The organism is Gemmatimonadaceae bacterium (genome assembly GCA_020852815.1).
Taxonomy (GTDB): Bacteria; Gemmatimonadota; Gemmatimonadetes; order Gemmatimonadales; family Gemmatimonadaceae; genus SCN-70-22.
Genome location: JADZAN010000024.1, coordinates 276,216 through 296,314 on the forward strand (window position 1 = coordinate 276,216; position 20,099 = coordinate 296,314).

Genomic DNA, 20,099 nt, shown 5'->3' on the forward strand with positions numbered 1-20,099 from the left:
CTAACGCCGGCGAGTAGTCCCGCGCGATGACTTGCTCCCGCCGAGCAACGCTCCCAGGACGCCGCGCACCAGCGTGCCGGTGACGGCGACGGCGGCGGTGCGGAGGACACTCTTTCCCACCGACGAGTTGAGCACCTGCCCCAGCACGCTGGTGTCGGCTGGCGCCTGCGACGCGGCGCGCCCGCGGCCGGCAGGCGCCGCAGGTGCGTCGGCTTCCGCTTGCGCCTCCGCCTGCTGCTGCGCCGCGTAGCGCGCCTGCAGGACCTCGCGCGCGCTCTCGCGATCGATGGCCGAGGCGTACTTCTTCACCTGCGGCGTTTGCAGCCGGCGGGCCATCTCGTCGTCGGTGAGCGGCCCCATGCGCGACGTGGGCGGGATCATGCGCGACACGAAGGGCGGCGTCGGCGTCCCCTTGGGAGAGAGCGTCACGACCATGGCCTCGCCGATCCCCATCGAGGTCAACGTCGCCTGCACGTCGTAGAACTCCGTCCGGGGAAAGGTGCGCGCGGCGGCGCGCAACGCCTTCTCGTCGTCCGGGGTGAAGGCGCGCAACGCGTGCTGCACGCGGTTGCCCAGCTGCGCGAGCACGGTGTCGGGAATGTCCTTCGGGCTCTGCGTGATGAAGTAGACGCCGACCCCCTTGGAGCGGATCAACCGCACCACTTGTTCGATCTGGTCCAACAACGCCTTGCTGGCGCTGTCGAAGAGAAGGTGCGCCTCGTCGAAGAAGAAGGCGAGCTTGGGACGGTCGACGTCGCCGACCTCGGGGAGTTCGTTGTAGAGCGTTGCCAGCATCCACAGCATGAAGGTGGAGAAGAGCGCCGGCTTGTTCTGCACGTCGCTCAGCTCGAGGATGCTCACCAGCCCGCGCCCGTCGCGCTCCACCTGCATCAGGTCGTCCAGGTCGAACATCGGTTCGCCGAAGAACTTGTCGGCCCCCTGCTGCTCCAGCTCGACCATCTCGCGCAGGAGGACGCCCACGGTCTGCTTCGACATCCCGCCGTACGCCTTGAGCTCGTCGGCCCCGTCGTCGGTGAGGTATTGCAGGACGCTGCGCAGGTCGGAGAGGTCGAGGAGGAGGAGTCCCTTGTCGTCGCAATACTTGAAGACGAGCGAGAGGACGCTGGTCTGCGTCTCGTTGAGGTCCAGCACCTTGGCCAGGAGCTGCGGCCCGAACGACGAGACCGTTGCCCGCAGCTGCGCCCCTTTGGCGCCAGTGAGGCTCAGGAACTCCACCGGAAAGGAAGTGGGCGTCCACTTGCACCCGGTGTCGGCCGCACGCTGGTTGACCTTGTCGTTCGCCTCGCCCGCGGCTCCCACCCCCGACAAGTCCCCCTTGATGTCCGCCATGAAGACGGGGACCCCGGCATTCGACAGCTGCTCGGCGATCAGCTGCAGAGTTTTAGTCTTTCCCGTCCCCGTTGCACCGGCAATGAGGCCATGCCGGTTCATCATCGCCAACGGGATGCGAACGATGGGCTCGGGCTGGCACGTGCCCTCGTGCACCACGGCGCCGAGGGTGATGGCGTCGCCGGTGGCGGCGAAGACGAGTTTGGCGGAGTCGAATGCGGACATCACACTCTCTTGGGAGAAGACGAGAGGCATGCCCCAGCGAAGGCTGGGGACGAGAAGACGAGAGGGCGGTGCTGGAAGCTACACGGCGGCGGATGCGGCGGCGGCGGTGGTGGTTTGTTGCTGGCGTTCGGATTCTGCAAGCAGCGGGGTGCTCGAGGCGCCGCCCAGGTCCGTGACGAGGGTGACGAGACCGGTGCCGAGTCCCTTGAGGGGATCGGACCAGAGAATGGTGCCGTTTCGCGCGTCGAGCGCGAAGAGTTCGCCGGCGCACGTGGCGAAGAGCCCTTCGAGGTCGCGCACCACGTTCACGAATGACGCCGACGACTTGTACTTGGCCGGGAGTTGCGTGCGCCACACCTCGGCGCCCGTCTTCCTGTGAAAGGCGACGACGTGTCCCTTGATGCCGACGTATACCAGCGATTCGGTCCTGCGGGCCATGGGACGCTTTCCGGTGACGGGATCGATCGCGCAGTTGCCCGGGTGCAAACTGACGCCGGGAGAATGTGCCCCGCAGGGCGACCGCGCCAGCCTGTGGCGGTACGGATGCGGGAGATACGTGTCGTGGGAGAGGACGCGGCGAGGACGCGGCGAGGACGCGGCGAGGACGCGGCGAAGGAGCTGCAGCGCGCTGCGAAGACCGCGTAAGAACTTCGCGGGGACCGCGTAAGAACTTTACGGGGACCGCGTCGCTGGCGTGTCGCGGCGCTGGACGACGTGTCGCGGCGCGCGGTACGTTCCGCCGAGCCGTTCACAAGCACGTCGCGATTCCTGGAGGTCCCATGTGTGACCATGCGTTCCCGCCACGCCACGCACGTTCCGGCACCCCGGCCGGCGGAGACGCCAAGTCTGGTGACGCCACATCCGGCGGCGCCGAGTCCGGCGGCGCCGTATGCGGCGGCGCGAACTCCGATCCGATCTCGCGTCGCACGCTCCTCGAACGCGGCGGGGCGGTGGCGGCGTTGCTCGCACTGCCGTCGCTCCGCGATGGTGCGTGGGAGCTGTCGAGCGGTGTGGCGCCTGGGCGCGCGCTTTCCGCGACGCGGAGCGCCAGTGCCTACGTCGACGCCGCGCTCAAGGCGGAGCGATGGATCGCACGCTCGGCGGTGCGCGACTCGCGAGGGCTCACTTGGCCTGCCGACCCCAGCGATGCCAAGAGCGTGCAGGACAACCTGTACAGCGGGAGTCCCGGCGTCGTCCTGTTCTATCTCGAGCTGGCGCAGGCCACCGGCGACCGGCGGTGGCTGGAGCCGGCGCGCGATGGGGCGTTGTACCTGGCGGCGACGCTCCCGGCCGCGGCGGCGACGTTAGGCGAGGAAGGGCACGGGCTGTACACGGGGGTCGCGGGAGTCGCCTACGTCCTCGAGCTGGCGCAGCGGGCCACCGGCGATACGCGGCTGCGCGCGGGGCGTGACCGCGCGGTCGCCATTCTGCGCGAGACGCTGGCGCCAGTGAGCGCGGGGGCGGCGTGGAACCCGTCGACCGATATCATCTCGGGGAGCTCGGGGATCCTCCTCACGCTTGCGTGGCTGGACCGCAACGGCGGCGCATGGGATGGGTGGCGCCGCGATGCCGCGCGCGCGGGCGACCGGCTGATGGAAGTCGCCATTCCCGAGTTTGGTGGTGTGAAGTGGGGAATCTCGAGTAGCGTCCCGCGGCGCTATCCCAACTTCTCGCACGGAACCGCCGGCGTGTCGTACACGCTGGCGACGCTGTACCAGGAGACCAGGGAGCGTCGCTTCCTCGACGCGGCGCTGGCCGGCGAGCGTTATCTCGCGGCCATCGCCACGCGCACCGCCGGCGACGGCGTCCGCATCCATCACTCGGAGCCGGGGGGCGAGGAACTCTTCTACCTCAGCTGGTGCCACGGCCCTGCGGGGACGGCGCGCCTCTATCATCGCCTGGCCGAGTCGACCGGCGACTCGCGGTGGCGCGCGACCATTTCAAGGCTGGCGCAAGCCATCGTCGACAGCGGCGTTCCCGAGGTGCACCCCGACCGGTCGGGTTACTGGAACAACATCTCGCAGTGCTGCGGAAGCTGCGGCGTCGTCGAGTTCTTCATCGCCATGCACGCCATGACGGGCGACACGCGCCACCTCACCTTCGCGCGCCGCGTGATGGACGATGCCCTGTCACGCGGGACTGCCGACGGCGACGGTCTCAAGTGGATCCAGAACGAGCATCGCGTGCGCCCCGATCTTCTCGTTGCCCAAACGGGGTTGATGCAGGGCTCCGCCGGCGTGGGGCTGGCGCTGTTGCACCTGGACGGCGCCCTGACCGGCCGCGCGCCGCTCGTGGCACTGCCGGACGCGCCGCGCTGGGTCTGAGCGCACGACCACCTTCCCTGCCCCCCGCCCACCACCCCCCGCCCACCTCCCCCAGACCCCACACCCTCCTTCCCAGCGAAAGCTGGGATCCATTCGCCCTTGCCTCGCACGCGACCGCTCGTCTACGGCGCCGGTGACTGCAACAACAAAAGCTCGACACGGAGGTCCACGGAGGTATCACGGAGTAGCACGGCGGAATACGGCGACGCGCCACCCTCCTCTGCGCTCCTCCGCGAATCTTACGGGAACCTCCGTGTTGCGCTTTGGATCTTTGGTCTTCTCCGCGCCCCGACCTCCGTGCGCCTCCGTGCGCCCTCCGTGAACTTCCGTGTCACGCGCTTGATCGCGAACCGTCCGTGCGCCTAACCAGAGGCCCCCACCTCCCCCAGCCCCCCCGCCCACCTTCCCAGCGAAAGCTGGGACCCATTTGTCCTCGCCTCGCACGCGACCGGTCGTCTCGGGCGCCGGTGACCGCAACAACCAAAGCTCGACACGGAGGTCCACGGAGGTATTTCGGAGGCACACGGCGGAATACGGCGACGCGCCACGCTCCTCCGTGCTACTCCGTGCTACTCCGTGAATCCTCCGTGGCACGCTTTAGATCGCTTGTCCGACAAGCGCCTAACGAGCAGCGCGCCAGTGACTCCGGCCGCCACCCCGCCCACCCTCCCAGCCCCCCCCGGCCCCCCTTCCCAGCGAAAGCTGGGACCCATTCGCCCTCGCCCCGCACACGACCGCCCGTCTCTCGCGCCAGTGCCGACAACAACAAAAGCTCGACACGGAGGACACACGGAGGCACGGAGGGCACGGAGGAAACCCTCGTACCGCTTTGCTCCGTGCCCTCCGTGTCTCCGTGAAACCTCCGTGTTAAACGCCTTTGATCCTGGAAACCAGGGACAATGGCACCTGCATGGGCAACGGCAACTGCAACTTCCCCAAACACGGGGGTGCATCAAGCATTGCCGCGCCGCCCCCCGCCCCCCCCGCCCACCTTCCCAGCGAATGCGGGAACCCCTTCGCCCTCGCCCCGCACACGACCGCCCGTCTCGGGCGCCAGTGACCGCAACAACCACAGCTCGACACGGAGGACACACGGAGGACCGGAGGGCACGGAGGAAACCCTCGTACCGCTTTGCTCCGTGCCCTCCGTGTCTCCGTGAAACCTCCGTGTTAAACGCCTTTGATCCTGGAAACCAAGGACAACGGCACCTGCATGGGCAACGGCACCTGCAACCTCCCCTAACACGGGGGTGCATCAAGCATCGCCGCGCCGCCCCCCGCCCCCCCCGCCCCCCTTCCCAGCGAATGCGGGAACCCCTTCGCCCTCGCCCCGCACACGACCGCCCGTCTCGGGCGCCAGTGCCGACAACAACAAAAGCTCGACACGGAGGTATCACGGAGGCGCACGGCGGAATACGGCGACGCGCCACCCTCCTCCGTGCCCCTCCGTGATACCTCCGTGAACCTCCGTGTCACGCTTTAGATCTTTGGTTTTCTCCGCGCCCCAACCACCCCGCGCTCCGTGAATCCTCCGTGAACCTCCGTGTCACGCTTTAGATCTTTGGTCTTCTCCGCGCCCCAACCACTCCGCGCCTTATCGCCCGAGCACCCGCCTGGCCTCCGAGATCACGTGCGCCGCCGTGATCCCGAACTCGGCGTAGAGCGTCTGGTAGGGCGCACTCGCGCCAAAGGTGTCGATCCCGACAAAGCCACCGTCGAGCCCCACGTAGCGCTGCCACGACATGGAATGCGCCGCCTCCACGGCCACGCGCTTTGTGCCTGGCGGCAGCACCGACGCCTGGTACTCCGCGGGCTGCCGCTGGAACAGCTCCTGGCTCGGCATGCTCACCACGCGCGCCTGTACCCCGTCAGCAGCAAGCGCCTGGCGCGCCTGGAGCGCGAGCTCGACCTCCGAGCCCGAGGCGACCAGGACCACGTCCGGAGCGCCGTCAGCCGCATCGGCGAGGACGTACGCCCCCTGCGCCACACCGCTCGCGGCGCTGAACGCCGCACGGTCGATGAGCGGGAGCTTCTGGCGCGTGAGAATGAGCGCCGTCGGCCCCTTGCGGTTGAGGAGCGCCGCGCGCCACGCCTCGGCCGTCTCCGCCGCGTCGGCGGGACGGATGACCGTCACGTTGGGAATGCAGCGCAGTGAACTGAGGTGCTCCACCGGCTGGTGCGTCGGGCCGTCCTCGCCCAGGCCGATCGAATCGTGCGTGAAGACGTAGATCACCCGCAACCCCATCAGCGCCGCGAGGCGAATGGACGCCCGCATGTAGTCGGCGAAAACGAGGAAGGTCCCGCCGTACGGGATCACCCCGCCGTGCAGCGCCAACCCGTTCATGATCGCCCCCATCCCGAACTCGCGCACCCCAAAATGGATGTTGCGCCCAGCATAGTCGTCCGGGCCAAAGCGCGGTGAGTCCTTGAGGACGGTGATGTTGGAGCCGCTGAGGTCGGCCGACCCGCCGATGAGCTCGGGGATCTTCGCGCCCAGCGCGTTGAGCACGACCCCCGAGGCGTTGCGGCTGGCGATGTTCCCGTTCTCGGGAGTGAAGACGGGGAGCGCCTGCTGCCACGCGGCCGGAAGCTCACCCTGCATGCGACGCCCGAACTCCTTGGCCAGCTCGGGGTGCGCCTTGGCATAGGCAATGACCTGCTTGCGCCACGCGTCGTTCGCCTCGGCGCCGCGCGGCACGGCGAGACGCCAGTGCGCCAGCGACTCCGCCGGAATGGTGAATGGCTCACTCTCGGGCCAGCCGAGCCGCTCCTTGGTGAGGGCAATCTCCGCCGCGCCCAATGGCTCGCCGTGCGCCTTGGCCGTGTCCTGCCGGTTGGGCGAGCCGTAACCGATGTGCGTCTTCGTGATGACGAGCGTGGGACGCGTGCGGTCGGCCTTGGCGGCCACGATCGCCGCGTCGATCTGCGCCAGGTCGTTCACGTCGTCGATGCGCAGCACCTGCCACCCATACGCCTCGAAACGCTTGGCGGCATCATCGCTGTAGGTGATCCCCACCTTGCCGTCGATCGAAATCCCGTTGTCGTCGTAGAAGCCAATCAGCTTCCCCAGCTGGAAGTGCCCGGCAAACGACGCGGCCTCGTGCGAGATCCCCTCCATCAGGCAACCGTCGCCGGCAATGAAGTAGGTGAAGTGATCGACGATCGCGTGAGCGTCGCGGTTGAACGTCGCGGCGAGGTGCGCCTCGGCGGCGGCCATCCCAACCGCCATCGCCAACCCCTGGCCCAGCGGACCGGTCGTCGACTCCACCCCAGGCGTGTGACCGTACTCGGGGTGCCCGGGCGTCTTGCTCCCCCACTGCCGGAAGTTCCTGATCTCGTCGAGCGAGAGGTCGTAACCGGACAGGTGCAGCGCCGAGTAGAGGAGCATCGACGCGTGGCCGTTGGACAGCACGAAGCGGTCGCGGTTGGGCCACGCCGGGTCGGCGGGGTTGTGCCGCATGTACTTCGTGTAGAGCGCGTAGGCCAACGGGGCGAGCCCCATCGGGGCGCCGGGATGGCCACTCTCGGCCTTCTGCACGGCGTCCATCGACAACGTACGGATCGTATTGATGCACAGCGCGTCGAGCGTGGACGCGTCGGCCGGTGCGGACACGGGGGACTCCTGGCGGATTCGAAGGGGGTGACGACGTGACGAGCGCGGGAAAGGTATCGCGTCCAATCCGGTGACGCTTCCTCCGCGCGTGGTGCCGCCATGGTCACATTGGGATAGGTTGTCGGTCATCGTGCCCGCACCGCGTTTTCTCGTCGCCTGCGCCGCTTCCCCATGTCCTCGACCCGGCCCCGGCCGCTCGCCGCCGTCATCACCGTCGTGCTTCGCGCCGCCAGCGCCGCCAGCGCCGCCGCCGTCACGGCGACCGCCGCACACGCGCAATCCGCGCCGCAGGCAGCGCCGCCCGCGATGACGGCGCACGACTCGCTCGCCCGCGACCTCCTGCGCGAACTCATCGCGATCAACAGCACGGCGAGTGGCGCCCAGATGAGCCGCGCCACGCAGGGCATGGCGGCCCGCCTGCGTGCCGCCGGGTTCGCCGAGGGGGATGTGCAGCTGGCGGGGCCCGACGCGACGCACCTGAACCTCGTGGCCACGCTGCGCGGGCGCGACCCCAGTGCCAAGCCCGTGCTCCTCATGGCCCACGTCGATGTCGTCGAGGCGCTGCGCACCGACTGGACGATGGACCCGTTCACCCTCAACGAGCGCGACGGCTACTACTACGGGCGCGGGACGACCGACAACAAGGGCGGCGCGGCGATCATCATCGCCAACATGATCCGATGGAAGCGCGAAGGGTTCGTCCCGTCACGCGACGTCATCGCCATCCTCACCACCGACGAGGAAACGAGCCAGGAAGCGGGGATCCACTGGCTCCTCACCAACATCCCACGCCTCAAGGACGCCGAGTACGCGCTCAACACCGACGCCGGCGGGCTCAAGGAGGGGGATGGGAAGAACCGCCCGCGCTTCTTCATCCAGTCGTCGGAGAAGCTCTACCAGACGTACACGCTCGATGTCACCAATCGCGGCGGGCACTCCTCCATCCCGCGCCCGGACAACGCGATCTACACCCTGGCGCGCGCACTCGCACGGCTCGAGACGTATCGCTTCCCGGTGATGTACAACGAGGTGACGCGCGCGTCGTTCGCGCGCAGCGCCACGGTGGAATCGGGGCAGATGGCGGCCGACCTGCGGGCGCTGGCCGGCGGAGCAACGCGCGGTCCCGCGGTCGAACGCGCGTTCCGCGATCCCGCGCTCAACGGCAACCTGCGCACAACGTGCGTGGCGACGATGCTCAGCGGCGGGCACGCCGAGAACGCCCTCCCTCAGAAGGCGACGGCAACGGTGAACTGTCGCATCTTTCCCGGCGTGAGCGCCCAACAGGTTCAAGCCACGCTGCAGCGCGTGGTGGCCGATACGGCGGTTCACGTGACACTCGCCCTGGGGAGTGTGCCGAGCCCCGCCTCGCCGCTGCGTCCCGACGTGATGGGCGTGGTGGAGCGCACCGCAGCCGAAATGTGGCCGAGGGCCGTGACCATTCCGATCATGGAGAACGGGGCGACCGACGGACTGTACCTGCGCAACCTCAACGTTCCCGTGTACGGCGTTTCGGGCCCGCTGTACGTGCAGGGCGACGACCGGGCCCATGGGCGCGACGAGCGCGTGGGGATCCAGAACTTCAATGCGTCGCGCGAGCTATGGTACCGGATGGTGAAGGGGCTCCTCGGCGACGCGACGCGCATGTGACGAGATGGCGCCCCGTCCGTTGCGGGCACCAGCAGTTGGAACCGGCCAGATGGAGGGAAGAGCGGATGGACGTGCGAATGTGGACACGGGCGGCGGCTCGCGCGCTGGTGGTTGTCGCGGTTGCGTCGTCCGCGGCGTGCCGGAAGGAGGCGGGGCAGGGTGATCGCCCCGATTCGGCGGCGGCCTCCCCGGTCGACCGCCACGCTACCGCCATGCCCGCGCTGTCGTGGCGCCTTGCGTCGCCGCCCAGTTGGGATGACCGGGTGCGGGTCGTGGATGATGCGGAAGGTGCGGCGCGACTGGCCGCGCTGGGGATTCACACCTCGACGCTCTTCCAGTACCTCCCGCGCGACACGAGTGCCGGGCCACAGGCACTGTTGGGCGTCTACGTCTACGACTCCACGGCCTGGGCGCGCGCCGCCGGAGGGGATGGTGGGCCGCCCGGCGAGGTGGTCGAGCGCGGGCCGGGGGTGGTGTACGTGGCCAGCCTTCCACGCTCGAACCCGTTCGGCGCTCGCAGCGCTGACTCCTCGGAGTTCGCGAAGCGCACGATCGACATGGCGTATCTGCAGCGCGCCTTCCGCGTGGTGCGGTGACCGTTGGTTGAACAGCGCAGGCTAGGCGCAGCGTGCAGCCCGACGTTAGCGCACTTTTTTCGGTGTTGCGGCGTTGACCAGTACATCAGCGGGGGGGCGCGTTGTATTTTCCCCGCTCCCACCACGTAACCCCAAGAAGACGAGAGTTTCATGCGACGTTCTGTACTGACGACTCCGGCGCTCCTGTTGGCGCTGGGCGCGCTGGCCGCCTGCGGCGGCGGCGGCGAGAAGGCGGCGACCACTGACACGGCGGCGGCCGTAGCTCCTGCGGCGACGCCCGCGGCGGCCCCGGCGGCTGGCCTCGATGGCAAGGCGGAGTACCTCGTCTGCCAGACCTGTCACCAGGAGAACGGCGAAGGGCTTCCGAACCTCTATCCGCCGCTCGCTGGCTCCGAATGGCTCACCGGTGAGCCGGAAATCGCCATCGCGATCGTGCTGCACGGCATGCAGGGCGAGATCACGGTCAAGGGTCAGAAGTACAACAACGTGATGGCGCCGTGGGCGTCGCTCTCCGACGCGCAGATCGCGGCGATCCTCACCTACGAGCGCTCCTCGTGGGGGAACACCGCGGCGGCCGTGACGGCCGACCAGGTGGCGGCGGTTCGTGCCGCGACGACGTCGCGCACCACCCCGTGGACGCCCGACGAAGTGAAGGCGGCGAAGCTCAAGTAAGCTTCGGGTCGCTGGCACAAACACAACGCACCGCCCCGCGACGCCGTCAGGCTTCGCGGGGCGGTTTCGCGTGGCGGGGTGCTCGCCGGCGCGTGCTCGCGCGTTCGGCGGGCGGCTGATTCGGTGGATCCTCCTACGGTCGCACGTACGGCGACGGCGCTGCCACTTCCCAGGGATTCGAGCCGCGCGCGCGGTCGTAGCCCATCTGCTCCAGGCGATGCATGAAGTCGCGATCGAAGAGCTTCATCGCGGCGGGATCGTTGGCAACGGCCGCCGGGATCGCCGTGTAGCGGAACTCCATCCGGATCCCGGAGCCGCCGCCGTTCACCGCGCGCTCGAGCGTCGTCAGCTGCTGCAGCAGGAGCGGGTGCTGCCCCCAGAAGAGGAGGATGGTGGCCCGCTGGTTCATCGCCTTGCGGCTGGCGGGCGACATCACCTCGACCGGCGCCTGCGTCCAGAGGTTCATGATGGCCCACACCCGCACCGTGAGCGGCTCCTTGAACCCCAACCGCCGCGCGGCGGCGGCGAGCCGCTCGAACTGCGCCAGCGAGAGCACGGGGAGAAGGTTCGCCGTCATGCCGCCATCGGCATGGACGTGCCCATCGATCACCTGCGGCGGAAAGACGCCGGGAAGCGACGACGACGTGAGAAGGAGCTGGCGCAGGCGCGGGAGCGCTGACGCCCCTGGCGCAAGCTCGGCGGCAACATCCCACGTATGGCCCACGGCGAGATCGAAGTCGGTGGTGCCGATGGCGAGCTGCCGTCCGTCGCGGAAGGCGTCGCGCAGTTGCACCTGCATGGTCGAGTCGTAGACCTGCGCCATGGTGCGTTGCAGGCGGTCGGTCCTGACCAGGCCACCGCTGCGCCGCAACCAGGAGAACCAGTCGATGGTGGGGGCGATGCTCTCCGCGGCACGTCGATACAGCGCCGACAACGTATCGAGCGCCGTCGCGGTGCCGAGGAAGGCGAACGGCGCCTGCAGCGCCCCCGTCGAGACGCCGGTGACCAGGTCGAACGTCGGCATGGGGGCGTCGGCGCGCCCCTTCCACCCGCGCAGGAAGCCGGCACCATACGCGCCGTTCTGTCCGCCCCCCGACAGGAGGAGGACATCGACGGTGCGGTCTCCGCGCGCCAACGCGCGGCGCGCCAGGCGCTCGACGATCGAATCGGTCGTCGCCTCTTCCACCTGCCGCAGGGCGCGCGCGTCCGCCTCCAGCGACGCCACGGTGGCCGCGGGGCGATGCACGGTGGCGCACGCGCCCACGCTCAGTGCGAGGAAGAGTGCGCGCACGTTACGAATGACGATGTGGCGGAGCATGCGGGGAGGGAGGAGGGGGCGCGCTCGCGTACCCTAACGCGAGGCGGGAGGTCCGAGCGGTGACGGCTTGCACCCCGCGGGTTCCACCGTGTACGACACCGACGCGACCTTCCAGGTGCGCCCCGCGCGCACGAGCGTGAAGGCGTCGATGCCGCAGTGCGAAAAGCGGCCGTTGACGAACAGGTCGTACGGCGTCCACACCACGGCGACCGACCCATGCACGTGCACCGTGGGGTCCCACATGCGCTCGAGGACGGTGTCCTTGGCGGCGCGCAGGCGATCGAAGTGCGAGGCAAAGCTGGCGCTTCGCATGATGGCCGAGTCCCCGGAGAGCCGAGTGGCGAATGACGCGCCGTTGTCGACCATGATGCGCTGGGCGGCGGCGGGATCGTTGTCGTGCATGGACCGGAAGAACTCCTGCACCACGGCCACCACCGAGTCGCGCGCCCCCTTGTCGGGTGTCGCCCCCTGCGCGTGAAGCCGCTCGGGAGTGGCGAGCGTCGCCGATGCAGCGACTGCGCAGGCGAGAGCAGGCGCTGTGGCGTGCACGACGGCACGTGCCGTGGCGCGCGCGAGTGAGCGCGAGTGCAGGCGTACGGTCCAGCGGATGCAGCGAAGCGAGCGTAAGCGCATGAGAACCTGCGTTGGGGGAATCGACGATCACACCGGCCCCCCTAACGTCGCGCCACATCGCATGGCATTCAAGGCGACGGCGGCAGTATTCTCACGTTGCTGCACCACTCTCACTGCTCACCCCAACGCTCGGGAGCGATCACGGGTGCTCGTCCCTGCCTTCCTCTTCGCCCTCTCGCTCGGCGCCGCGGCCGCACCGCGCACCGCGCCTGTCACCGTCGGCGCCGACCGGCTCTTCACCGAGTACGCACACCTCATTCGTGGCAAGTCGCTGGCGCTGGTCGCCAATCACAGCGCGCGCCTGGCCGACGGGACGCACCTGGTCGATGCCCTGGCGCGCCACCGCGAGTCCACGCTCAAGGTCCTGTTCGGGATGGAGTACGACATCCGCTCCAACGACTACTCGGCGGTGCGTGATGGCGAGGTGGCGATCGATCGTGGCACCGGGCTCACCAAGTACAACCTGTACGGTGAGCACCACGCCCCCACGGCTGAGGCGCTGGCCGGCGTCGACGTGATCGTCTTCGACATTCAGGAAGTGGGGGCGCGCTTCTATGAGCATGTGAACATCCTGGGTTTCGTGATGGAGGTGGCGGCGCAGCAGGGCATTGCCGTGGTCGTGCTCGACCGCCCCAACCCCATCACCGGTCGCACGGTGGAGGGATTCGTGACCGACACGGCGGCGCGCTTCCGTTTCGGGTCGTACGCGCCCATCCCGGTGGTCCACGGCATGACGATGGGCGAGTTGGCGATGCTCTACAACGGCGAGCGCCTCCTGCGCGGCGGGCGCACGGCCTCGCTCACCGTGGTCCCGATGACGGGGTGGACGCGCGGGATGTGGTACGACGAGACGGGGCTGCCTTGGCGCAAGCCGTCGCCCAACCTCCTCACGCTGTCGTCGCTCCTGGCCTACGTGGGGACGTGCCTGTTCGAGGCGCTGAACGTGAGCGAAGGGCGCGGCACCGACCGTCCGTTCGAGCAGGTGGGGGCGCCGTGGCTGGACAACGCTCGCACCGTGGCGATGCTGCAGGAATTGCAGCTGCCGGGGGTGCGATTCGAGGCGGTCGCGTTCACGCCGCAGCAGCAGCCGTTCCACGGACGGCCGCCGGAGCTGGCGGGCGAACGCCTGCGCGGCGTGCGGCTGCACGTCACCGACCGCGACACGTTCCAGCCCTATCGCACCGGCGTGGCGCTGCTATGGGCGGTGTACACGCTGCATGCCGACCGCCTGGTGTGGAACGACGCGGCGCTCGACCGCCTGGTGGCCACCCCCAGGCTCAAGGCGTTGCTCCTCGCGGGCAAGTCGCCGCGCGAGATCGCCGACGCGTGGCGCGGCGAGGTCGATGCCTTTCGCACCACGCGCGAGCGCTACCTGCTCTACCGGTAGCGCGGCAGCCGCACGACGCCCAACGGGCCTAACGACGCGACTCGGCGAACTCGGGTGCCATGAGCCCGGCCGCCGAGCGCCCGTGCGGGTCCTGGTGCAGGCGCACGGCATTGACCATCTCCAACGCCGTCTGCGTGCACGGCGGGAGCTCGGCGTCGGAAGTGCCGAGCGGGGTCACGCGCTCTCCCCACTTGACCAACTGCGCGCAGAAGGTGAGCCCGCCACCAAAGGCGGGGATGAGGATGTTGGCGCCGGGCCGGACGCGCCCTTCCTCGAGCGCCTCGACCAGGGCAACCGGGACGGTGGCGGCGCTCATGTTCCCGTATTTCTGCACCGTGAGCATGACCTTCTCCATCGGGACGCCGGCGTACTTGGCCACCGCCTCGATGATGCGCAGGTTGGCCTGGTGCGGGACGACGATGTCGACCGCATCTGGCGGGAGCCCGCGCTCCTTGAGGACGCGCACCGACGCCTCGGCCATGTTGTGCACCGCGCGCTTGAAGATCACCTGGCCGTCGAAGTCCCAGATGGTGTCGCCAAAGGAAATGTCGCGCCCCGCATAGGTGCAGCCAAAGCCGCGCACGCGAAGCGAGGCGCGCGCCTCCGCGTCGCACCCCATCACGTTGCCGAGCAACCCTTCCTCCTCATCCGTCGGCTGCAACACCACCGCGGCGGCGCCATCGCCGAACAGGACGGCAACGTTGCGGTTGGTCCAATCCATGTAGCGCGAGATGAGCTCGACACCGATGACGATCACGTTGCGCACCATCCCGGTGCGGATCATCCCGGTGGCGGTGGCAAGCCCGTAGCAGAACGAGGTGCAGGCGGTGTTGATGTCCATCGACGCAGCCCTGGTGGCGCCGAGCGCGACCTGCACCCCCGAGGCGCTGTTGGGAACCAGTTCGTCGTTGGAGACGCCGCCGTAGATGACCAGGTCGATGTCGGCGGCGGTCAGGCCGGCGCAGGCAAGGGCGCGCTGCGCGGCGATGGTCGACATCTCGATGGCGCTGACGTGCGAGATGCGCCGTTCCTTCATCCCCGTGCGCGACGTGATCCACTCGTCCGACGTGTCGAGAAAGGTCGAGAGGTCGGCGTTGGAGAGGACGGCCGGGGGCATGCACTTTCCCCAACCGGTAATGGCGGCGTAGGTCATGGGCTCGTTCGGTGGCGCGCGGCCAGCGCGCGCGCGGGGAAGGGGAGAGTGCGGTGCGGGCCGGAGGCGAGTCCGGCCGCGGGTCGGGGAACGCGCGGGGAAGCTGTCCCGCGCACACAGCGTTCGCAACGGCGCGACTGGCCCGCACCATCGCGCGTCGTCACATTCCGGCGCCGGTCGCGATCGTGAGCTTTTGTGCCGGTTGCCCGCGTTTGCATTCTCCCTCGCCAATACTCCGTGTCACACACCCTGCTTCGCGCGGCTGGCGGTGGCGCCAAGGTCTCGCCGCAGCCGCACACCACCCCCGTGCGGCCATGACGGCCCGTGCGCGCCGTCGTGGCGGCGACGGGGTGGTGGTGCTGGCGGCCCTCATGGCCGCTATGGCGTTAGGCAGCGCGATCGCCGCCTCGGGAAACGAGCGGTTGGTGCGCTGGGCCACGGCCATCCAGCCCATCGGGACGTTGTGGGTCAACGCCATCCGGATGACGGTGATTCCGCTCGTCGTCTCGCTCCTCATCACGGGGGTGGCGTCGGTCTCGGACCTGCGCGCGGTGGGGCGGCTCGGTGCCCGCACCTTGCTCGTCTTCCTGGCGTTGCTTGTGATGGGGAGCGTCGTGCCCGCAGTGATCATGCCGGCCATCGTCGCGCTCCTTCCCTGGCCCGCCGGGACGATTCCGCTTCCGCCGGGGGCGGCGGAGGCGGCGACGCAGCTCCAGGCGAGCGGGACACCGGTGGGGGTGGTGGAGTGGTTCACGACGCTCATCCCCGCCAACCCGGTGGAGGCGGCCGCCAGCAGCAACATGGTGTCGCTGGTCGTCTTCACCTTCCTGGTGGCGCTGGCCACGGCGCACAGCGCGAGCGGCGTGCGGGAGCCGCTGGTGCGCTTCTTCGAGTCGTTAGGTGCGGTGATGTTGCGCCTGGTGGGGTGGATCATCGCCCTGGCGCCGGTGGCGGTCTTTGCGCTCGTCCTGCCGCTGGCCGTCCACGGCGGCGGGGCGCTGGCGGGGGCGGTGGGGCTGTACATTGCCTCGTTCGCCATCGGGGCCACGATCGTCACGGCGCTCTTCTATCCCGTCGTTGCGGCTGGCGGCGGCGCGGGGATCGCGCGCTTCGCCCGCGCCGTCCTCCCCACGCAGATGATCGGGATCAGCAGCAGCTCGTCCATCGCCTCGCTCCCGGCGATGGTGGCGAGCGCCGACGCACTCGGCGTCCCGCCTCGCGTGAGCGGCTTCGTCCTCCCGCTGGCCGTCTCGGTGTTCAAGCCGGCGGCGGGGATCGCGTGGGTGGCAGGAGTGCTCTTCGTGTCGCGCGTGTATGGCGTCCCGATCGGGGCGCGCGAGCTGTCGATCGTGGCGGTGGCGGCGATCTTCCTCTCGTTCGCCGCGCCGGGGGTGCCGCGCGGTGCCTTCCTCGTCCTGACCCCGCTCCTCACCGCGATCGGCCTCCCCGCCGAGGGGGTGGGTGTGCTCATTGCCGTCGACCTGATCCCCGACATGTTCGCAACGGTGGTGAACGTGACGGGCGACGTGGCGGCGACGACGCTGGTGGCGCGGCTGACGGATGGCGACGCGGTGGACGAGGGCGGTGCCGCGACTGGTTAGGCGGCACGGCGTGGCCACGACGCTGGCGCCAATCCGTGGCTACGCAACCTCTCGACCCGCGCCGGCGCGCCAGATCTCGTACCATTCCTCGCGCGTGAGCGTCACGTCGAGCGCGGCGATCGCCTCGCGCAGCGCACCTAAGCGCCGAGTGCCGGTGATGGGGACGGGGCGCGCCGGGAGGCGCAGGATCCAGGCGTAGGCCGTCGTCGCTGCCGATACGCCGTGGCGAGCGCCCACCTCCCCCAGCGTGCGGCGCACGCGATCGCTTCGCTCGTCGGTATCGGTGAAGATGCGTCCCCCGGCCAGTGGCGACCAGATCATCGGGCGCACGCGCAGGTCGGTCGCCTGGTCGAGTGTCCCGTCGTCGAGCACCTCCAGTTGCAACGGCGACAGCTCCACTTGGTTGGTGGAGAGCGCGACGCGCCGGGCCAGGAGCGCGAACTGCGACGGCGTGTGGTTGGATGTACCAAGGTGGAGCACCTTTCCCGCCGATTGCAGCCGACGGAAAGCGTCGGCCACCTCGTCGGGGTCCATCAGGAGGTCGGGGCGATGCAGGAGGAGCAGGTCGATGCGATCGGTGCGCAGCGCGCGCAGCGACTCCTCCACCGAGGCAATCAGGTGCGCCGCCGACGTGTCGTATGACTTGATGGCGTGCGCCGGACGATTCGGCGACGTGAGCTTGATGCCGCACTTGGTCACCAGCTGCATCCGGTCGCGCAGCCCCGGTGCGCGCGCCAGCGCCTCGCCAAACAGCGACTCCACGGTGTAGCTGCCGTAGATGTCGGCGTGGTCGAAGGAGGTGACGCCGTGGTCGAGGCACTGCTCGATCCACCGCAGGCGCTCGGCGCCGTCCATCCCCCAGTCGGCCATGCGCCACACGCCGGCCACGATCGGCGAGAGGCGCGCGCCGCTGGCTGCAAGCTCGGCGAGTGGGAGCGTCGCGGGGTGCGTGCGCGACGTCGGAGCGGATGAGGGGGCGACCAGGTCGCCGTGAGAACGGTCGGGTGCGGGCATGGCAGGGAAGCGAGAACGGGCGCGACCAATGCGTCGGCGCTGACATCGTGCGACGCGCGCGCCAGACACGCGCCAGAACACACGCTGGCACGCGCGGGACATCCGCTGGCGCGCGCGGCGCTCGGGACGCGCGAGGCGAAGGTACCGGTTGCCCCCGCGCCGTCCAGCGTTCATTGTCTGCGGCGCCCGTGGCGCGACGACTCGTCCCGCTGGGCTGTCCTTTCGCCGTTCTCGCACCACTTCCCCCCACTTCCCCCCACCTTCCCGTGCGAAGCTCCCCCCTGCGCCGCGCCCCGTGGTTGCTGGCGACGTGTTCGACGGTCGGCATCCTTGCCGCTGCAGCCTGTTCACCCGGATCCGGGAAGGAATCGGCCTCCACCCCCGCGGGCGCGCGAAGCGAGCGGATGAAGGCACTCATCGCCCGCGGCGATTCGCTGCAGCTCCCCGGCGGAACGTGGGAGGCGCCGCCGGGCGATGCGCAGGAGCACGCGATTGCCGGCTTCGCCACGACACTCTGCGCCGCGGTCTTCATTACCGGGCTCGACCCGGCAGACGCCGCGGCCAACGTCGGCTTCTTCACCGGCCCGCTCGAGGATCGCAAGGTCGTCACCGACACGGTCATCGACCGCAAGGAGCAGATGGTGCGCCTCAAGCTCCCCAGCGGCGTTTGGGTGCGCGCCAAGCGCTATGGCAGCCAGGGGTGCATCCCGCTCCCGCGGGACAAGGACTCCGTCTTCTTCACCCCGGTGGTGGTGAAGCCCAAACTTCCCGATGCCGCCACCACCCCCTGGCCGATGGGCGACAAGGTCGATCCTGCGCCCTGGCCCGCCGGCGTCGACTCGGTCAAGGTCGCGCAGGCGCTCGCCACCGGCTTCGGGCCCGACTCGGCGATGACGGAGGCGTTCCTCGTCACGTATCGCGGGCGCATCATCGCCGAGCGCTACGGCGCCGGGATCGGGATCCATACGCCACTCGAGAGTTGGTCGATGGGGAAGAGCCTCACCGGGACGCTGGTGGCGCGCCTGATCCAGATGGGGACATACACGCTCGACCAGCCGGCGCCGATTCCCGAGTGGCAGTCGGCGGGCGATCCGCGACAGGCAATCCGCATCGTCGACATCATGCGGATGTCGAGCGGGCTCCGCATCCGGGCGCCGCAGGACCCGGACTATGATCCGTCGTTAGGCTATCCGGACCATCTCTGGTACTACACGGGCGCGGGCAACTCTTTCCAGTGGGCGGCGACCCGCCCGCAGCAGTGGAGTCCCAACGCGGTGGGACGATATCGCAACACGGACCCGGTGCTGGCTAACTATCTGGTGCGACTCGGCGTCGAGAAGCGCGGCGAGGACTACCGCACCTGGCCGCAGCGCAACCTCTTCGACAAGATCGGGATTCGCGACGCCGTGCTGATGACCGATCCGTACGGCAACAACCTCACGCAGGGGGCCGAGTACCTCCCGGCACGCGACTGGGCGCGGCTGGCGAACCTCTACGTGCAGGACGGCGTGTGGAATGGCGAGCGCCTCCTCCCCGAGGGGTATGTCGACCACGTGAAGAGCGTGGCGCCGGCGTGGCTGGCCGATGGCCGCCCCGTGTACGGCGGCGGCTTCATGTGGGTGAATGGCGACGGCGGCGACCCGATGCCGAAGGACGCCTTCTCGTTCCGCGGCGCCGGCGGGCAAAGCACCATCATCGTCCCCGATCGCGACCTGGTGGTGGTGCGCCTGGGAAAGTATCGCGGTTCCCGCACCGGTGACGCGGCGTTGAAAGATGCGCTCCGGCTCTTGATGGAAGCGGTTCCGGCGCAGGGCTCGGCGAAGTAGCGAACGACGAACACCGCGACTCGCGATGTGGAAGGCGCGCCGAAGTCAGCGCGCCTTCTTCGCGCGTAGCGCCGTCTTCGCGCGTGGCGCCTGCTTCGCGCGTTGCACCTGCTTCTCGCGCTGTGCCTCCTTGGGCCTGGCGGCGGCGCCGGTCCTGGGCTTGGCGTACTTCGCCATGTGGTCGAGCCGCTCTCCCTCGGCGGAGATGGCGATGAGCTCGGCGAGCCGGCGTGCGCGCGTCTCCTCGCGCTTGGCCGAGATGACCCACCAGATGGCCGCGCGCCGGTACGACGTCGCTTGCGCCTCGAAGTAGCGAAACGCGCGCCGGTTTCGTCGGAAGGTGGCGAGCATCGCTTCGTCGAATGCTTCGGGGCGCTGCTCGTAGGAATACGTACCGGAACGATTCTCCTTGCGCCTGGCGAACGCCTCGCGCCCCGCCGGCTGCATGCGCCCCTCGGCCTCGAGTTGCGCTACGCGCGCAATGTTGACGGCGCTCCAGGTGGATGTCGCCTTGCGAGGGGAGAAGCGGATGGTGTAGCGCGTCTCGTCCACACCGGTGCGCCGCCCGTCGATCCATCCGTAGCAGAGCGCCTCGTCGACCGACTGCGGCCAAGTGATGGTTGGCCGTCCGGCGGCGACCTTGTGGAAGCCCACGAGGACTTCGCGCTCGGTGGCGTGATGGCGATGGAGCCAGTCACGCCATTCGGTGGGTGAGGTGAAGTAGATGGGCTGCATCTTCG

15 protein-coding genes are annotated in these 20,099 nt (G+C 69.3%); 7 read left to right on the forward strand and 8 right to left on the reverse strand.

Annotated elements, in window-relative coordinates:
• On the reverse strand, positions 1 to 1,575 hold the full coding sequence (locus tag IT359_14415; GenBank protein ID MCC6930175.1) for a DUF853 family protein: 1,575 nt from the start codon (positions 1,573 to 1,575) through the stop codon (positions 1 to 3).
• A gap of 78 nt (positions 1,576 to 1,653) precedes the next feature.
• Entirely contained in the window at positions 1,654 to 2,013 is a 360-nt protein-coding gene (locus IT359_14420; GenBank protein ID MCC6930176.1) for a PQQ-binding-like beta-propeller repeat protein, read from the reverse strand.
• 341 nt (positions 2,014 to 2,354) lie between these two features.
• On the opposite strand from IT359_14420, the gene IT359_14425 reads away from it, so the two are divergent.
• On the forward strand, positions 2,355 to 3,899 hold the full coding sequence (locus IT359_14425) for a hypothetical protein (GenBank protein MCC6930177.1): 1,545 nt from the start codon (positions 2,355 to 2,357) through the stop codon (positions 3,897 to 3,899).
• A 1,594-nt stretch (positions 3,900 to 5,493) separates the two neighbouring features.
• On the opposite strand, the gene tkt is transcribed toward IT359_14425, so the two are convergent.
• Complete coding sequence (tkt, locus tag IT359_14430) at positions 5,494 to 7,641, reverse strand: transketolase (GenBank protein MCC6930178.1); 2,148 nt, start codon at positions 7,639 to 7,641, stop codon at positions 5,494 to 5,496.
• A 42-nt stretch (positions 7,642 to 7,683) separates the two neighbouring features.
• Here tkt and IT359_14435 point away from each other — a divergent pair, with 42 nt between their 5' ends.
• The 3 genes from IT359_14435 to IT359_14445 all read left to right on the forward strand — a co-directional run bounded on the left by IT359_14435 (position 7,684) and on the right by IT359_14445 (position 10,427).
• A complete protein-coding gene (locus IT359_14435) occupies positions 7,684 to 9,159 on the forward strand; it encodes a M20/M25/M40 family metallo-hydrolase (protein ID MCC6930179.1) in 1,476 nt (491 codons plus the stop codon).
• A gap of 71 nt (positions 9,160 to 9,230) precedes the next feature.
• On the forward strand, positions 9,231 to 9,755 hold the full coding sequence (locus IT359_14440; protein MCC6930180.1) for a hypothetical protein: 525 nt from the start codon (positions 9,231 to 9,233) through the stop codon (positions 9,753 to 9,755).
• Positions 9,756 to 9,905: 150 nt separating this feature from the next.
• Positions 9,906 to 10,427: a cytochrome c gene (locus IT359_14445; protein ID MCC6930181.1), complete on the forward strand. Its 522-nt coding sequence runs from the start codon at positions 9,906 to 9,908 to the stop codon at positions 10,425 to 10,427.
• A gap of 133 nt (positions 10,428 to 10,560) precedes the next feature.
• Here IT359_14445 and IT359_14450 read toward each other — a convergent pair whose 3' ends face one another.
• Both IT359_14450 and IT359_14455 read right to left on the reverse strand, forming a co-directional pair.
• Positions 10,561 to 11,745 (reverse strand): patatin-like phospholipase family protein, encoded by a 1,185-nt coding sequence (locus IT359_14450; protein MCC6930182.1) that lies wholly within the window; start codon positions 11,743 to 11,745, stop codon positions 10,561 to 10,563.
• Positions 11,746 to 11,778: 33 nt separating this feature from the next.
• On the reverse strand, positions 11,779 to 12,378 hold the full coding sequence (locus tag IT359_14455; GenBank protein ID MCC6930183.1) for a nuclear transport factor 2 family protein: 600 nt from the start codon (positions 12,376 to 12,378) through the stop codon (positions 11,779 to 11,781).
• A gap of 145 nt (positions 12,379 to 12,523) precedes the next feature.
• Here IT359_14455 and IT359_14460 point away from each other — a divergent pair, with 145 nt between their 5' ends.
• Positions 12,524 to 13,765 (forward strand): DUF1343 domain-containing protein, encoded by a 1,242-nt coding sequence (locus IT359_14460; protein ID MCC6930184.1) that lies wholly within the window; start codon positions 12,524 to 12,526, stop codon positions 13,763 to 13,765.
• A 28-nt stretch (positions 13,766 to 13,793) separates the two neighbouring features.
• Here IT359_14460 and IT359_14465 read toward each other — a convergent pair whose 3' ends face one another.
• Positions 13,794 to 14,918: a ketoacyl-ACP synthase III gene (locus tag IT359_14465; protein MCC6930185.1), complete on the reverse strand. Its 1,125-nt coding sequence runs from the start codon at positions 14,916 to 14,918 to the stop codon at positions 13,794 to 13,796.
• A gap of 314 nt (positions 14,919 to 15,232) precedes the next feature.
• Here IT359_14465 and IT359_14470 point away from each other — a divergent pair, with 314 nt between their 5' ends.
• Positions 15,233 to 16,519, forward strand: a complete 1,287-nt coding sequence (locus tag IT359_14470) for a dicarboxylate/amino acid:cation symporter (GenBank protein MCC6930186.1) — start codon at positions 15,233 to 15,235, stop codon at positions 16,517 to 16,519.
• A gap of 39 nt (positions 16,520 to 16,558) precedes the next feature.
• Here IT359_14470 and IT359_14475 read toward each other — a convergent pair whose 3' ends face one another.
• Positions 16,559 to 17,533: an aldo/keto reductase gene (locus IT359_14475; protein ID MCC6930187.1), complete on the reverse strand. Its 975-nt coding sequence runs from the start codon at positions 17,531 to 17,533 to the stop codon at positions 16,559 to 16,561.
• Between the two features lie 266 nt (positions 17,534 to 17,799).
• Between IT359_14475 and IT359_14480 the strand changes: the two genes are divergently transcribed.
• Positions 17,800 to 19,359, forward strand: coding sequence for a serine hydrolase (locus IT359_14480; protein ID MCC6930188.1), 1,560 nt, complete (start codon positions 17,800 to 17,802; stop codon positions 19,357 to 19,359).
• A 45-nt stretch (positions 19,360 to 19,404) separates the two neighbouring features.
• Here the strand turns inward: IT359_14480 and IT359_14485 are convergent, their stop codons facing one another.
• A complete protein-coding gene (locus tag IT359_14485) occupies positions 19,405 to 20,085 on the reverse strand; it encodes a YdeI/OmpD-associated family protein (GenBank protein MCC6930189.1) in 681 nt (226 codons plus the stop codon).
• Between the last annotated feature and the right edge of the window lie 14 nt (positions 20,086 to 20,099).

Excerpts from the sequence above, each read along its gene's own strand:
- IT359_14415 (MCC6930175.1), bottom strand. The coding sequence starts at position 1,575 with ATGTCCGCATTCGACTCCGCCAAACTCGTCTTCGCCGCCACCGGCGAC.
- IT359_14420 (MCC6930176.1), bottom strand. The coding sequence starts at position 2,013 with ATGGCCCGCAGGACCGAATCGCTGGTATACGTCGGCATCAAGGGACAC.
- IT359_14425 (MCC6930177.1), top strand. The coding sequence starts at position 2,355 with ATGTGTGACCATGCGTTCCCGCCACGCCACGCACGTTCCGGCACCCCG.
- tkt (MCC6930178.1), bottom strand. The coding sequence starts at position 7,641 with ATGACCGACAACCTATCCCAATGTGACCATGGCGGCACCACGCGCGGA.
- IT359_14435 (MCC6930179.1), top strand. The coding sequence starts at position 7,684 with ATGTCCTCGACCCGGCCCCGGCCGCTCGCCGCCGTCATCACCGTCGTG.
- IT359_14445 (MCC6930181.1), top strand. The coding sequence starts at position 9,906 with ATGCGACGTTCTGTACTGACGACTCCGGCGCTCCTGTTGGCGCTGGGC.
- IT359_14450 (MCC6930182.1), bottom strand. The coding sequence starts at position 11,745 with ATGCTCCGCCACATCGTCATTCGTAACGTGCGCGCACTCTTCCTCGCA.
- IT359_14455 (MCC6930183.1), bottom strand. The coding sequence starts at position 12,378 with ATGCGCTTACGCTCGCTTCGCTGCATCCGCTGGACCGTACGCCTGCAC.
- IT359_14465 (MCC6930185.1), bottom strand. The coding sequence starts at position 14,918 with ATGACCTACGCCGCCATTACCGGTTGGGGAAAGTGCATGCCCCCGGCC.
- IT359_14470 (MCC6930186.1), top strand. The coding sequence starts at position 15,233 with ATGACGGCCCGTGCGCGCCGTCGTGGCGGCGACGGGGTGGTGGTGCTG.
- IT359_14475 (MCC6930187.1), bottom strand. The coding sequence starts at position 17,533 with ATGCCCGCACCCGACCGTTCTCACGGCGACCTGGTCGCCCCCTCATCC.